13 protein-coding genes and 1 pseudogene are annotated in these 13717 nt (G+C 60.8%); 9 read left to right on the top strand and 5 right to left on the bottom strand.

Annotated elements, in window-relative coordinates; all coding sequences use genetic code 11:
• The first annotated feature begins 208 nt into the window (after positions 1-208).
• From NI18_RS08345 to mobF, 5 genes and pseudogenes are all read left to right on the top strand, one after another.
• Positions 209-1024 (top strand): annotated as a pseudogene (locus NI18_RS08345) (APH(3')-I family aminoglycoside O-phosphotransferase).
• 318 nt (positions 1025-1342) lie between these two features.
• Complete coding sequence (locus NI18_RS08340; protein WP_037529316.1) at positions 1343-1576, top strand: hypothetical protein; 234 nt, start codon at positions 1343-1345, stop codon at positions 1574-1576.
• Between the two features lie 111 nt (positions 1577-1687).
• The gene (locus tag NI18_RS22235; RefSeq protein ID WP_084215112.1) at positions 1688-2599 is read left to right on the top strand and encodes a type IV secretion system DNA-binding domain-containing protein; all 912 of its coding nucleotides are present in this window, start codon (positions 1688-1690) and stop codon (positions 2597-2599) included.
• Entirely contained in the window at positions 2554-3507 is a 954-nt protein-coding gene (locus tag NI18_RS22230) for a type IV secretion system DNA-binding domain-containing protein (protein WP_306286305.1), read from the top strand. Before NI18_RS22235 ends, NI18_RS22230 begins: the two co-directional genes overlap by 46 nt.
• On the top strand, positions 3508-6285 hold the full coding sequence (mobF, locus tag NI18_RS08330) for a MobF family relaxase (RefSeq protein WP_037529314.1): 2778 nt from the start codon (positions 3508-3510) through the stop codon (positions 6283-6285).
• A gap of 56 nt (positions 6286-6341) precedes the next feature.
• Here mobF and NI18_RS23210 read toward each other — a convergent pair whose 3' ends face one another.
• Positions 6342-7304, bottom strand: coding sequence for a DUF2235 domain-containing protein (locus tag NI18_RS23210; RefSeq protein ID WP_084215111.1), 963 nt, complete (start codon positions 7302-7304; stop codon positions 6342-6344).
• Between NI18_RS23210 and NI18_RS26710 the strand changes: the two genes are divergently transcribed.
• On the top strand, positions 7268-7786 hold the full coding sequence (locus tag NI18_RS26710) for a hypothetical protein (protein WP_037529310.1): 519 nt from the start codon (positions 7268-7270) through the stop codon (positions 7784-7786). The two genes, NI18_RS23210 and NI18_RS26710, sit on opposite strands and share 37 nt — an antisense overlap.
• Positions 7787-8425: 639 nt before the next feature.
• On the opposite strand, the gene NI18_RS08310 is transcribed toward NI18_RS26710, so the two are convergent.
• From NI18_RS08310 to NI18_RS25590, 3 genes are read right to left on the bottom strand one after another with little or no spacing between them, the layout of a single operon-like run.
• Positions 8426-9811, bottom strand: coding sequence for a ThiF family adenylyltransferase (locus tag NI18_RS08310; RefSeq protein ID WP_037529309.1), 1386 nt, complete (start codon positions 9809-9811; stop codon positions 8426-8428).
• A complete protein-coding gene (locus NI18_RS25595) occupies positions 9811-10491 on the bottom strand; it encodes an E2/UBC family protein (protein WP_198526975.1) in 681 nt (226 codons plus the stop codon). Before NI18_RS25595 ends, NI18_RS08310 begins: the two co-directional genes overlap by 1 nt.
• Before the next feature lie 34 nt (positions 10492-10525).
• Positions 10526-10906, bottom strand: a complete 381-nt coding sequence (locus NI18_RS25590) for a multiubiquitin domain-containing protein (RefSeq protein WP_198526974.1) — start codon at positions 10904-10906, stop codon at positions 10526-10528.
• Positions 10907-10997: 91 nt separating this feature from the next.
• On the opposite strand from NI18_RS25590, the gene NI18_RS08300 reads away from it, so the two are divergent.
• Genes NI18_RS08300 through NI18_RS23195 form a run of 3 tightly spaced genes read left to right on the top strand, consistent with a single transcriptional unit; the run spans position 10998 to position 12164 of the window.
• Complete coding sequence (locus tag NI18_RS08300) at positions 10998-11348, top strand: helix-turn-helix domain-containing protein (protein WP_128082137.1); 351 nt, start codon at positions 10998-11000, stop codon at positions 11346-11348.
• A gap of 22 nt (positions 11349-11370) precedes the next feature.
• On the top strand, positions 11371-11541 hold the full coding sequence (locus tag NI18_RS25585) for a hypothetical protein (protein ID WP_198526973.1): 171 nt from the start codon (positions 11371-11373) through the stop codon (positions 11539-11541).
• A complete protein-coding gene (locus NI18_RS23195; RefSeq protein WP_198526972.1) occupies positions 11538-12164 on the top strand; it encodes a hypothetical protein in 627 nt (208 codons plus the stop codon). The genes NI18_RS25585 and NI18_RS23195 overlap by 4 nt, the downstream gene beginning before the upstream one ends.
• Positions 12165-12348: 184 nt before the next feature.
• Here NI18_RS23195 and NI18_RS08295 read toward each other — a convergent pair whose 3' ends face one another.
• Positions 12349-13608: a hypothetical protein gene (locus NI18_RS08295; protein WP_052149086.1), complete on the bottom strand. Its 1260-nt coding sequence runs from the start codon at positions 13606-13608 to the stop codon at positions 12349-12351.
• Positions 13609-13717 lie beyond the last annotated feature (109 nt).

Below are 13717 nucleotides of genomic sequence, written 5' to 3'. Positions count from 1 at the left end.
GGCAGGGACGTGCCGCCTATTCCTCCTCGATAGCACGAACCTCCGCCTGAAAAGTCCTGCTGCGATGCACAATAAAGGCTTGCATGAAAGTAGTGATCAGCAGAGCATGGCTGTGCCTTTCAGGCATCCTCTCCTAAACTTATTGGGTCGCTTGCCGGCCTTTTTTTGTGATGTGGGGGGATCTGATCAGCGTGGCGCAGGCAATCACATGACGGATGGTGTGCGGGAGCGAAACTGTAGCCCGATACTGGTTCCTGCGACTATGGTTGCCGACGTGGCAGGCTATCAGTGGGCGCGTGATGCTGTCGGGCAGTCCGGCGGGGTAGTTTATCGGCTCCACGGCAAGCCTGGCGCTCCTGACCTGTTTCTCAAGCACGGTGATGGTGCCGTTGCGGAGGACATAACCGACGAAATGGCCAGGCTGCGCTGGCTGGCGGGATATGTTCCTGTACCCTCCATGGTTCAGTTCGTCCGGACCCCTGATCAGTCATGGCTGCTGATGACGGCGATGCAGGGGCAGACAGCGTATCAGGCGCTGGCATCCAGCCCCGATAGCCGCTTTGCCGTTGTCGATGCGCTGGCGGCCTTCTTGCGGCGCTTCCACGCGATCCCGGTCGGTGAATGCCCCTTCAACAGCGATCATGCGCTCAGGCTGTACCGCGCCGGGATGCGGATCGATGCAGGCCTCGTAGGGGTCGATGAGTTCGATGAGGAGCGGCAGGGCTAGACCGCCGAACAGGTCTGGAGCGCGATCCAGGAGCTTTTGCCGCTCACGCCCGATCCGGTGGTAACGCATGGCGATTTCTCCCTCGACAATCTCCTCATCCATGAGGGCAAGGTCGTTGGTTGCATCGACACGGGGCGGGTCGGGATTGCCGATCGCTACCAGGATCTGGCGATAGCGTGGAACAGCCTGGGAGAGTTCGGTCCGTCGTTGCAGGCCCGTTTTTTCGAACAATACGGCATTGCCGATCCCGATCCGCGCAAGCTGCAATTCCACCTGATGCTCGATGAGCTTTTCTGAAGAAGCCTAATCCAGCCTTTGGGGATGGGATGGAAATCACGAGCTGTCTTGCTTACATAGGGCACCTCATCAGGAGGCGTCCTATGCCGTTCCGTGATTCACCTGCCCGTCGCTCTTCAAAGGAGCACATCCGTCTGGCTCTAGCGAAAGTACGATCGTCGCGAATACAGCGCCGACGGAGACCCGGGGGCACGCCGGATGACGAACCAGCACCTTGCCCTACCGATCCCCACCCTGGCGGGCTTTCAGGAGGGGCTGCGGCTCTGATCGAAAGCGATTAGGATAAGCGACACGATTATCGCTGAAGAAGATTTCGTCATGGACAGTGCGAACGACAATGAGGCCGGTGCCGCTTTCCTCAAAACGGAGGGAGACTCCGTCCTTCCGCCCGAGTTTCGTGAGATGCTGGATGAGTGCGACCGGGTCGGGATCGGCATGGACCTGGTGATGAACGTCTTCCGTGCCCGGCTTTACGAGGCCGGCTTCGATAAGACGGACCGTACAGAGCGAATTTTGACCGCTTTCTGGAACGTGGTCGAACGATACCGATAGACCGGATTGTCATTCGTTCGGGGTGATGAAAGGATGCGAATTCGAGAGAGCCGGTAGCAACGTGTTACCGGTGCGACGGGGGCGTCCGCATGGCCTTGTGGATTCGGTACGATGGCTAGCCGGGCGGAAACACTCTCCCGTGGCCAGGCGAGCCGCAACCGGCATTGGGCCGGGATTAACGCCCGCGCCCAAGTGGCGGCGATCCTGTTCCTCCTATGCGCCGGCGTCGGCGCGCTGGCGGGATGGAAAACCGCACCCGATCTCACCCGGCGCGGGGCGGCGCTGTACCTGAAGACGCAAGGCGCCGAGCTGCTGCACCCCTTCGACCGCAATCTGCGCACCTACGAAGCCGGGATGCGGGTTAACGTCCGTGATCAGATACTGGACCCCGACAGTCCTACCGCCCGCGGCTTTAAGCGGCTGCTATGGCGGATGGGTTTCTTTGCCCTTTTGTGCGGTATTGCGATCGGCGTGCCGCTCTACCGCTGGCGTCGCGGCGCCTGGCTGACGGAAGGCGAACGCGCTGGCCGCGACCGAACGGTGCGCGGCGCCGAGCGAGTAGAGGCAGGCCACCTTGCACAGCTTGTGCGGATTAATCCCGCCGAGCGGCCGGTGACGATCGGAGGCGTGCCCGTGCCGGAAGGTGAGGAAGCGCGGCACTTCCTGTTTGCAGGAGCTACCGGCACCGGCAAGACGACCGCGATCTGGGCGCTGCTCGACCAGGTGGAGCGGCGCGGGCAACATGCCTTCGTCCACGACGTGGATGGCGGCTATGTCGCGCGCTACTACCGGCCCGAGCGCGGCGACCTCATCCTGAACCCGTTCGACGCCCGCTGCGCTTACTGGAACCCGTTTGATGACGTGCGGTCCGCGTCCGACGCCGACCGGTTGGCAGGCTTTACGTTGCCAAGCCGGGCGGCAACGCGACCAGTGATGACGTCTGGTACGACCAGGCCCGGCTTGTCGTTGCAGCCGTCATCCGTCGTCTGTGGGAGCAGGGCAGGGGCAATGTTCCTGAGCTGACCCGTGCGCTCCGCGACATGACAGCCGACGAGCTGGCGGCGTTGACGAGTGGCACCGAGGCTGCGCGCGTGTTCCAGAAAGATGCCGACAAAGCGACAGCGAGCGTGCTGTTCTGCCTTGCCGAAGCAGCCAAGATCGTTGGCACGCTGAAGCCGGCGCCGGGTAATGGGACGACGATCAGCTTCGACGATTTCTACCAGGCCCTGCCCACCATTGAGGGCGCGAAACCGTGGATCTTCCTCGCCTCGCGCAAGCGTAATTTCGCCGCGGCGAAACCGCTGCTTGGTTGCTGGCTGGATTGCGCTGTCGCAGCCATCCTCGACCGGCCGATCCGCGGCGCGGCGCGTGCGTGGTTGGTGCTGGACGAGCTGCCCGCGCTGCCGCGTGCGTCGGGTCTGCTAACGCTGCTGCCCGAAGGGCGTAAGTTCGGTGCGGCGGTAGTGATCGCGTTTCAGGCAATCGGCCAGCTTCGCGATACTTACGGGCAGAATGCCGCGGGCACGATCGTTGGTCAGGCTGGCACCCAGCTTGTCATGCGGCTGGGTGACCCTGAGAGTACCAAGTGGGCGACCGAGCTGCTGGGTCGCTCCGAGATCGAGGAGCATCGCTCCTCCGCGTCGCTGGACAGCGACGCCTGGACAGACAAGGGATCGCTATCGACCACGCGCGCCACCAAACCAATCGTGCTCGATAGTGAGATCGGTGACCTGCCGCCCCTGACCGGTTTCCTGCGCCTCTCCAGCCTGCCGATCGCCCGCGTGGCGATCGACCGCGCGCATATGGAGCGGCCCGATATCGCCGAGCCAACCGTACCGCTGTCGGCATCGCCGGCACGGTCGAGCACCGCCCCGTCACCAGTACCTGTGCCGGAACCAGCTACGGATCGTACCGCGGGCGGAGCATTGTAGGTGGTTGCCAGCGTCGCCGGGCTGAAGAGTGCAGGTCAGGCGGCGAGCTATTACGAGTCCGACGATTATTACTCTGAAGGCGGCGAGGCACCTAGCGCATGGTTCGGAGAGGGGGCGAAGGCGCTGGGATTTGAGGGCGAGGTAGACCGTGCCGCTTTCAAGCGTGGGCTGGAGGGCGAGCTGCCGAACGGCCAGCAGCTTGGCACCATCCGTAATGGCGAGCGTGAGCATCGGCCGGGATGGGACATGACGTTTTCCGCGCCAAAATCAGTGTCGATCATGGCCGAGGTCGCCGGCGATCGGCGCCTGATCGCCGTGCATGACCAAGCGGTGAAGACTGCGCTTGCCTATGTCGAACGCCATGGCGCCGCGACGCGTATCCGCACCGGGGGCGATATCCGCACTATCGAGACCGGCAAGCTGGCGGTTGCGACCTTCCGTCACAACACCAGCCGTGAGCAGGACCCGCAGCTTCACAGCCACTCGGTCATCCTCAACGCGACCCAGGACAAGGATGGTAGCTGGCGCAGCGTCGAGAGCCTCGCCTTCTACCGCATCTACAAGGATGCAGGCGCGGTCTACCGGCAGGCGCTGGCGCAAGGCGCGCGTGAGCTTGGCTATGGTTTGCGCGAAACCAGGGGATCGATGTTTGAACTGGCCGCGGTGCCGGAGGCTGCGATCAAGGAGTTCAGCGCTCGCGGCAATCAGGTGGAAGCAGCGCTGGCCGAACGTGGCAAGACCCGTGCCGATGCCACCGCGGCCGAGAAGGCGACGCTGACCCTCGCCACCCGCCAGGCCAAGCAGGAGATCCCGCGAGAGGCGCTGGTACCTGGCTGGCGTGAGCAGGCAGATGCGATCGGCTTCAGTGCGGCCGAGCGAGTAGCGGCCATCGCCGAAAGCGAGGCACGTGCCGCTAAGATGCCTACGCGCGGGCTGGCCGATACCGGTCGTGCCGAAGCCGCGGCCTTGCTGGCGGTGGCAGCCGCGGCACGGCAGCTGTCCGAGCGCGAGGCGGTGTTCGGTGCCGCAGCGCTGGAGGCACGGGCTGGCGAGCACGCAGGCGGCCGGGCTAACGCAACCGAGATTGCCGCGGCGGTCGATCGGGCCAAGGCAGGTGGCGAGTTGGTCGCACGCGAGCGCGGTGCGGCAGGGCAGGGGTTCACTACGCGCGATGCGGTGGCGACCGAGCGCCGGATGCTTGCGGTCGAACATAGCGGACGTGGTGCTGCCGATACGCCGCACGATCGGCAGGAAGCGGCGCGCATCGTTACCACCGCCGCGTTCTTCGCCGAGGCACGGGGGCACAAGTGGACGGAAGGCCAGCAGTCAGCGACGATCGGGTTGTTGACGGGGCAGGACCGGGTGGCAGGTGTGCAGGGCTATGCTGGTACCGCCAAGACGACCACCGTGCTCGCTACCTATGCTGAGGGGATGCGCAGCGCAGGCTATGAGGTCCGGGCTTTTGCGCCCACAGCTGCCGCGGCGAGCGTGCTGGGTGATGCGATCGGTGCCAAGGGTGAGACGGTCGCCAAGGCGGTGCTGACCGGTGAGCAGCTTGTTACCGAGGCCAGCCGCGGTCGTGAGGCCTGGATCGTCGACGAAGCCTCGATGGTAAGCGCGCGTGACATGGCGCGCGTGCTAAGCATGGCCGAGCGGGCGAATGCGCGCGTGGTGCTGGTCGGTGACGTGAAGCAGCTTGGGTCTGTTGAGGCCGGGCGCGCCTTTGGGCAGCTCCAGGACGCCGGCATGAAGACGTTCGTGCTCGACAAGATCGTACGTCAGGAGAACGACCTGACCCGCGAAGCGGTGGAAGCGACGATCGCCGGCGACGGCCGGCGGGCATTGGAAGCGCTGGAGCGCGGTGGGGGCAAGGTTGCCGAGATAGCCGATGCTGGCGACCGACGTGGTGCCATCGCCCGCGACTATGTCGCACTCACACCTGATCAGCGTGCCCGTACGCTGGTGATGGATACGACGCGCGAAGGGCGCGAGTTGCTGACCCATGCGATCCGTGCAGAACTGCGCAAGGATGGAACGCTGAGCGGTGAGACGATCAACGCGACTACACTGGAGAGCAGGGGCCTGACCCGCGAGGAGGCGCGTCACGCGCGCAGCTACGAGACGGGTGACGTGGTGACGTTCCGGCGCGACTATGAGCGGCAGGGGATCGAGAAGGGGCAGGCCTACCGGATCGCCCGCGTCGATCGTGACGCCAACCGGATCGAGCTACGCACCCAAGAGGGTCGGGCGATCGATTGGCGGCTTGATAAATGGGGCCGCGGTCAATCTGAGAGCTTTGCCGAGATCACCCGTGAGTTTGCAGCCGGTGACCGGGTGCAGTTCACCCGCAACGATCGTGAAGCGGGCCGAGTCAACGGTGCGACCGCGGCGGTGGTCGGGATCGATGCCGAGAAGCGGATGTTGACCGCGATCGATGCGCGAGGGCGCGAACACACGTTGAGCCTCGATCATGCCGGCGACCGGCACGTCCGGCACGGATGGGTCGGCACCGTACATGGCAGCCAGGGTGCGACCGCCGATCGGTCGATGACGCATCTGGAGAGCTTCCGGGCGAACACCGTGGACGCCAAATCTGCCTATGTTGCGATCAGCCGGGCGAAGCAGCACGCCGCGATCTATACCGATAGCAAGGAGAAGCTGGCGGACGCGATCGAGATGCGGACCGGCGAGCGGCAGGCGGCTATCATGTCCTCGCGAGCGGCCGAACACAGTGGTAGCGAGAAGCCTGCGCAGAGCCGCGGCATGGGACTGGGGTAACCCCGCGTGTTAGAGTTGTTCTCAAAAGCGTGCGAACAAGGCGGTACGATGCACCATCAGTGTGGGGTCTGGTCGACGGATGGGCTGCTACGGCCTAAAATGTCTTTCAATGGAGGTAGACGTAGTTGGTCACCGGGAAAAATGTCATCTTCGTCGTCGAGCACATCCCGGTTTAGAGCGAAGATTTCTCGCCAGCGCCGTCCGGCACCGAGATGAGTATGCGCTATTTCTGACAGGTTTTCGCCTTCCACCACGGTATGTCGTGCGAATACTGCTTCATCGGCTGGCGCGGCAAAGGTGGATCGTTCCCGCTCGATCTCTGCTGAAAGACTAGCGAGCGCCTTCGGGCGGTAAGCACGGCCTTCCGGCAATTCCTCAGCCTTTGTGAACCACCGCCGCAGAACGGATGGGTGTATGTCTTCCATATCGGTGGGGCCGGACCGGGTGGCGGTAAGCGCCACACCCTTCACCCATCCCAAAACGGCTTTGACCGATCCGATACCAAGTCGTCCCGCTTCCAAACCTGCATCCTGCGTATTGTGAAGCGGCGCACGGGCATTGTAGCGAATGTCATCGAGTTGCGATCGGCCGGCGAGATTGACAGAAAGCCCCTGCCGGATGGCGCCGCGTAGAACCCAGTGTAACGCGGCGTTCGATAGGCCACGCTCCGGCCCTCCACCTCCAACCGACCCGTGATCGCCTGCGAACCACTTCTGCTGGTACGGCGCGTCTCGACCCTGTTCGAGCTTGCCGACGTGTTTATTCGACTGGGAGACATTCCGCCAAAGCGTCGGGAGAAAGTGGACGCGGCGTTCATCAAGGGCGACCGCGTGGCGTCCAGCCTCAACCAGTTCACTCAGGTTCATGTCATGATCGTCGTAAGATTTGTCCTTGCTTCGATCCACGACCGCCGACACGGCTTTCCAGCCTAAAGTTCCTACTGTGTCCCACACGCCGCAATAGCGGATGCGAAGGACAGGCAGTGCATTACCCGCAGGCCGCCATTCGCCTGCCGCCACTCGCGCTCAGCTTCAGTAATGCAAAGCTCCGGACAATAATTCGCACGAAACTTGAGGAGGTCGGGAGTGTCGCCGTCACGGGCGGCATATTTCTGATATACGCCCAAGCTTCGCTGATCTGGTTGGCGTCGTTGACCTTCAAAATGCCAACGGCGCGTATGAAGCCGATGAAGGAGCGAGCTGTGAAGGCGCCGCGGCTGAATCCGAATACGAAAAATTTCGTCACCAACCATATAGTTGAAGATCAAGAAGCGGTATGCCTCGCGAATATTCTGCACGAGGCCTTTACCAAAGGCTCCGCCTCGAAACGTTTCATCGGAGGCAGTCCCTACTCCCTCGTCGTAGTAGATAATCTGCTGAACGCCCCGATGATCTACTGGCAAGACGCTCTCAGCGAGCAGAACGACGTTAGTGGGATGTGCCTTGGTATCGAGCTTGTTCCAAGAGCCGTCGAAGCAGAAAATCAGTCGCCGCACTTCTAAACTCCCGTTAGAATCAAGCTACTTTGGTTGGTCGTGTTGGCAAACGAAAATAGGCTGGCGCTTACCCTATTATATTAACTCTTGCAATATCTCAACAGTATGATCGCTGGTTATTACTTAATTGATACATCGTGGCTCCGATGAGCCGAGACAAGAAGTCTAATTTTCTGCTCATGCCCAAAGACTCTAAAATCCGTTGTTGATGGAAAGCGTTTGTCGCTTAACTCAAGAGGGCCACTCGGCACACGCGACACTGTTTAGGCTTGAGCGGTCGTAGCTACCGACACCAATGTACCTCTCCATCTTTAAGCCAGAAGTGTGCGCGGCATCCGCTCCGCGCCCATACGGAAGGATAGAGTGTTGGGCCACCACGCTGACCAAATGAAAGGGTCCAGCGCGGCTTGACGGCCGGCAACAGCATCATTTCTAGGCGCTGTCCGCAGCCGCAGGGACAGTTCATCCCAGCCATCCACCGAACGCCATCCTCCTGTGCAACGATCAGTTGATTCAGAGGCAACTGATTAGGCAGTTCATCACCCTCGTGAAACGCGAGAGTGACAGCAGGTTGGCCACCGCGGATTCGCGCAAGCCACTGGCGAGAATGGTCGAACCATTGCCGAAAGCGTGACAAGAGAGCGGTCACGGCTCACATAGCCCAGGCATTCCGAGCAAAGGTTCCTGCGCCGCTGCACCCGTAAGCCCGAGTTCATCAGGCGGGAAACTTGCTTCACCGAAACGCTCTACATCGCCATCCCCGAGGCGGAATACGGACCGCGCGAACGAGGAGGCCGGCTCGTGGCGGTAAGGGAAGCTTCGCGCCAGATATTCGAGCATCGCTTCGGACGCCGCGCGCATGTTGAGCGAGATTACCGCCGGTGCCTCTTGAGGTGCGCCTTTAATGTAGCCTTCAGCCACCTCGGCGGCATGCGCGGTTGGGTCAACTCGTGCAAGATATTCAGCGCGGAGAGTGTCCGGCGTGTAGACACAGCGAGATAGCAGGCTCGAAGCACCAGGTTGCACGTAATCTATCCTACCGACTGCGTCGGCGACAGCCACACCGCCGTCGGCGAGCTGTCTCGTGAAGATCGTTACTCCCATGTCCACGAGCGGGATTAGGAACGCTTGCGCAACTAGGTCAGCGACCTGCCGCCCTTCTGAACTGTCGACGCATGAGAAGATTACGTCGCACCCGGCAGCAGCTAACACTGCTCCTCTTGAAAGAATGGACTCCTTGACGCTGACCACCTCAATGTCGGGCCGGTACGCACGCACCGCGCGGGCGAACATATCGACCTTGGCCGAGCCGAGCGCCGCATCTTGCAAAGTGCTGTTTAGAATGCGGTTGAGGTTACGATCTTCGACAGTGTCGAAGTCGATCAGTACCAGCCCTCCAAAGCCAAGCCGCGCTGCCTGTTCGGCAATGATGGATCCAGTACCGGAAACGCCCACCACGCAAGCGCGTCGGTGGCGAAGCTCGGTTCCCATCCCGTCGCCAAACGCCATTGGCTGGCGACTTAGCGATTGGTTGGGCGAAATATGCTTGATCTCGTCACCCGCTACCCGCACTTCCTCAACGGCTACGAAGCGACCATCTTCCTCGAACGTGCGCGCCCTGATCGAACCGTCGGGCACCATGATGGCCGAACCAAGTGTAGCGGGATGCGATCCGCACCAACCATCACGCGCAGCTGCTAGTACCCGGAGGTCGCTTGCATCGTCGATGTGCGAGAATTGAAACATGCCCCCCGGGTGGGAGTGGATCAGGATCATAGCAAGACCCTCGTCTTCTGCCTGCGCTTGGGCTTCGGCCAACTTCTGTCCGGGCCAGACTAAAGCGTCGCGCTCGCGGACGCCGCATTCCAGATACGGCACAAGAATTATCGAACGTACGAAAAGTCCTGGCCGGGCCCCGCCGCTGATTGTGCACAGTAGGATCGCCGCCGCTTCCAGCCCGTCAGCGGGCAAGAGATGGTTACGAAGCCGATCGTGATCACGGCCGCAGAGCGCCAGCAGCGAGAACGACATCACTCAACCTCACGTGTTAGGGAAGCGTCCACGAGAGCAAGGTGAGTCAGTACATTATCAACGCCCGGCCGCCACGGAGCGACATAGCCCCGATGGCGCGACCAGCGCTGAAAGATACGTTCGGCGATCGGTTGGGGCACCTCGGTCTGCGGGATCGGTAAACCATCGACTCTCGCAACCGGCGGGTAGCAGTAAAACATGTCGATCTCTGCCATCGGGTAGCTAATCGGAATCTCCAGTGCGATGGTCGTCTCAGCTGCTGCGAAGCCAGCAGGCAGGCGCATGTTTTCGATGAGGAGCCATCGCCGTCCAGCGTCGAGCAGCGTCGACCAGGTAAGACCCCGCTGATCTAGCCCTGCCTCATCAGCAGGCAGGAGTCGGAAGCCGCGCACTGGTTGTATGGCCTCACCGTTATTGATCTCCCGTGGCGTAAGCCGAAGCTTTTCAATCCCCGGCTCTCGTAAATCGATTGCATCGTCCAGCTCTACCTGGCGTCGCTCGCTCGCGGTCTTGAGGATGATGATCCACGCTACGGTGGTGTCGAAGCCAGCTTTACCCAGCGCCTCACGCACCCGAACATGTGGCCGGTCGAAGGTCACGACCACGCCTTGGACGTTCAGCTTCCACGCCGATGCCTTTGCATAGAAGACCTCCGTGCCCCTGCCGGTCAGCGGTACCAAGGACCCCTTGTCGATCGGTTGATCCTCTTCGTCTTCAAGCCTGAGGAAGATAGTTTCTCCAGCCGGGACCTTGCCAAGCAGTCGTAACGCGTCCTCCCCCGATCTGACTGGCAGGCCATGCCAGCGATCGATCGTCGAGTTGGAAGCGGTAAGTCCGATCGGCCTTCGCGACGATTACCCGAGGCGCTTCGGACACCGAGCGGTCGAGCTGCTCCTCAAGCCTGATTTCCTCTAGGTCGCCGCCCGGAAGCCACTGCAGGATGATGTAGTCGGAGTGGGGTGCCAGATCGCACGCCGCAAGCACCTGCCTACCGGTCGGAGTATCATCCGTAACTTCTACTGTACGAAACTGCAGATCGACGTCTGCCACCTCGACGTTGCGCCGCCGCCCGTTCCGCTGATTGTCCGTGTCCATCTTGACCTCCGTCGATTGCGGTTTTCGATTGCGAATCTGCAACTGATGCTTACATGAAGATAATAGACCACAATTGCAAGAGTGAAATCTGGTGTCGAGATCGGAATTTAATGCTGGAGCGTTCTATCGCGCCCTCGACAGTGCGCGTACCGCAAAGGATTTAAACTGGAAGCAGGTAGCAGCCGGCTCTGGTGTGAGCGCTTCGACGCTGACACGGTTAGCGCAAGGCAAGCGGCCTGATGTCGACAGCTTGGCAGCGCTGGTCGGATGGTCCGGCCTCAGCGCTGATGAATTCGTGTCAGGTCAGAAGTCTGAGCCAGAAGCGCTTGCTAAGATTACTTCGCTCTTGAGCTTCGATACGCGCCTCAATGATGACAGTCGCGAAATGATGATCGGGATGGTCACTGCCGCTTACGAGCGGCTTCGGCGGCCAATCGCATAGCGCTTAGATAAGGAGGAAGCTCATGAACGATCAAGAACGCGATGCTGTCCGCGCCATGCTTCGTCGCAGGTCAGCTGAGCGCACCGGTACACGGGAAGACGCGCGTCAGTGGCTTATCTCCGAAGGCATCTATGAGGATGATGGTCGCCTCAAACCTGTCTATGGCGGACCCACCGAGCCCGAGCAAAGGTGAGCCGGCCTGAAGCCGGAATTGTTCTCGGTTTCCATGGCTGCTCGGGTTTAGTAGCTCAGCAACTCCTCGCAGGCGCTGACTTTCGACCAAGTACAAAGGATTTCGATTGGTTAGGACCGGGTGCCTATTTCTGGGAGAATGACGCGCGGCGCGCGCTCGAATGGGCTCGGGAGAAGGAGGCTTCCCGGCCTGGAAGCTGTTCCATGCCTTCAGTTGTGGGTGCAGTCATCATGCTTGGACAGTGTCTCGATCTAACACTACGTGATGACCTTGACCTCCTAGCCGATGCCTACCGGAGCCTTTGCGATGCGCGGCAAATCGCAGGGCTGGAGATGCCTCGCAACAAGGAAGTACCCGGCGATCCGTATCATGACCGTAAGCTTCGGTATCTGGACTGCGCCGTAATCAACCATCTTGAGCTCAACATTACTGCGGAAGCGGAAGAGGCAAGGTCACGCGGGGAGGTGGCGCCGTTCCGGTCGATCCAGACCGTGCGTGGCCTTTTTATCGAGGGTGGTGACCTTTATCCAGGTAGTAGTTTTACCCGAAAGACGCATGGACAGATTGCCGTGGTCGATCCAACCTGCATTCTCGGAGTTTTTCGGCCCCGACCCTACCCCTGAATACGGCGCGGTGCCGCAGGTCCGTAAACACGGCGATCATGAGCGGACCTCAAAATACGCTCCAGATCGCTCGCAAAACTTTCTGAAACGCTTTGCACGATCTCATCTTGTGAGGGAAGTTGCCCGAAGAGCGATCGAAGTTCGGCTTCGCGTGGGTCAAGAGAGGACCAACTGGGACGCCGGCTCATGATGGAAGGCCTCCCCTCAAGCCCGCGGTCCCGTATTGTGGATTGAGATCAGCATTGAAGTAATGCTTTCGCCGGACCCATACGAAGCCTTCGTTTCTAGTGAGAATGGCAACGTCGATTGGCCCGCCAACCGTCTCTAGATCGGCGGAATAGCGCCTCTTACGGGATGTCAGCTCCACGAGCGAATACGCCACCTCGCCTAGCTCCTTCTTCGATAGATGGTCAACTACTGCCATAAGCGTTCGCTCCGACCGATCCTTCAGACGCTGCAACCCGGCCACGAAATTCTCGTTAGCGGCCTCGACGATCTGCGCGCGCGTCGCTTTAGGAAAGGCCCTCGGACGTCCTTCGACCAGTTTTGTCACTATACTCTCGACCATCTTGCCGAGCGAGAGCTCGAAGCCTCGATCGATCCCAAACATGAACCGTTCTGCCATGTCGGTCTGCGCGAACGGTACAACAGCCGCCGTCGGACCACGACGATCGATGTCGCGTACGCCAGAGGCAACGATCCGGAACATGCCGAAGTAGACACCGTCGGCCTCGACCCAGTGCAGCGTAGGGAAGATATCGTCTTTGCCGAAACCGGCGAACACAAAGCCAGTGTAAAGTAGCGTTCTGATCCGCGATCGGATTAGGGCAAAAAGCATTTCATGGATTTCAGACCTGAACGCGTCGTCGAGCACGAGTCCGCTTAGCGCAACGTCGATCACGGGATCAACTACGCTCCCGTAACGTCGGCGGAACTCCGCTACTGTCCGGTCCTGTAGATAGTCCGGATTGCGTGCCCTATCAGCCTCTGCGCGCCGTGCGGCTACGGCTCTTCGAACCACGCCTTCGCCACCGTCCGGGTCGCGTCGTCGTCTTCCAACGGCGTCGACCATGTAGTTGAAATGGGTCGAGCGGAGCTGGTCGAGCTCGGCACCGGCAAATCCCAGCAGGTGCTCGTCCTCATCTTCTTCAGTGTGGCTAAATTCCAAGAGGAAGGCTGAAAAACCGTCCCATACCTCTTCCAACCGGGTAAAGGCGTTATAACTAAGCTGCTGTCGATAGGATCGCGCCAGCACCTCGAGCGGCGCGTTCATAAATTGAGCATTGTTGTAGATCATCAGCCGATTGGCTGAAACCGCGACAGCTGAAAGATTTTTTTCTGCGGAATCGTATGTCTTACGACCCGAAGACCCTGCTAGCGTGACCACGCTGTCCGCCGCCAGCGCGACGGCAGTCCGATTTAGAATCGCGATCTCTGCCGTCATGCGCCGCTCAGCCCCCAGATCCATACATCTGTTCTAGATCGACGGTATGCACGACAGGATGTCAACAATGCGTTGTCGCCAGCCACTATAGTTTGACACCCGGGCCGAC

The organism is Sphingomonas sp. Ant20 (genome assembly GCF_000783375.1).
Classification (GTDB): Bacteria; Pseudomonadota; Alphaproteobacteria; order Sphingomonadales; family Sphingomonadaceae; genus Sphingomonas; species Sphingomonas aerolata.
This window is presented reverse-complemented; position numbering and strand designations above follow the sequence as displayed.

What these genes read in the sequence shown, in the direction of transcription:
- NI18_RS08310 (WP_037529309.1), bottom strand. Translation starts at nt 9,811, where the DNA reads ATGTCGTTCTCGCTGCTGGCGCTCTGCGGCCGTGATCACGATCGGCTT.
- NI18_RS08295 (WP_052149086.1), bottom strand. Translation starts at nt 13,608, where the DNA reads ATGACGGCAGAGATCGCGATTCTAAATCGGACTGCCGTCGCGCTGGCG.
- NI18_RS25585 (WP_198526973.1), top strand. Translation starts at nt 11,371, where the DNA reads ATGAACGATCAAGAACGCGATGCTGTCCGCGCCATGCTTCGTCGCAGG.
- NI18_RS22235 (WP_084215112.1), top strand. Translation starts at nt 1,688, where the DNA reads ATGGCTAGCCGGGCGGAAACACTCTCCCGTGGCCAGGCGAGCCGCAAC.
- NI18_RS08340 (WP_037529316.1), top strand. Translation starts at nt 1,343, where the DNA reads ATGGACAGTGCGAACGACAATGAGGCCGGTGCCGCTTTCCTCAAAACG.
- NI18_RS25590 (WP_198526974.1), bottom strand. Translation starts at nt 10,906, where the DNA reads ATGGACACGGACAATCAGCGGAACGGGCGGCGGCGCAACGTCGAGGTG.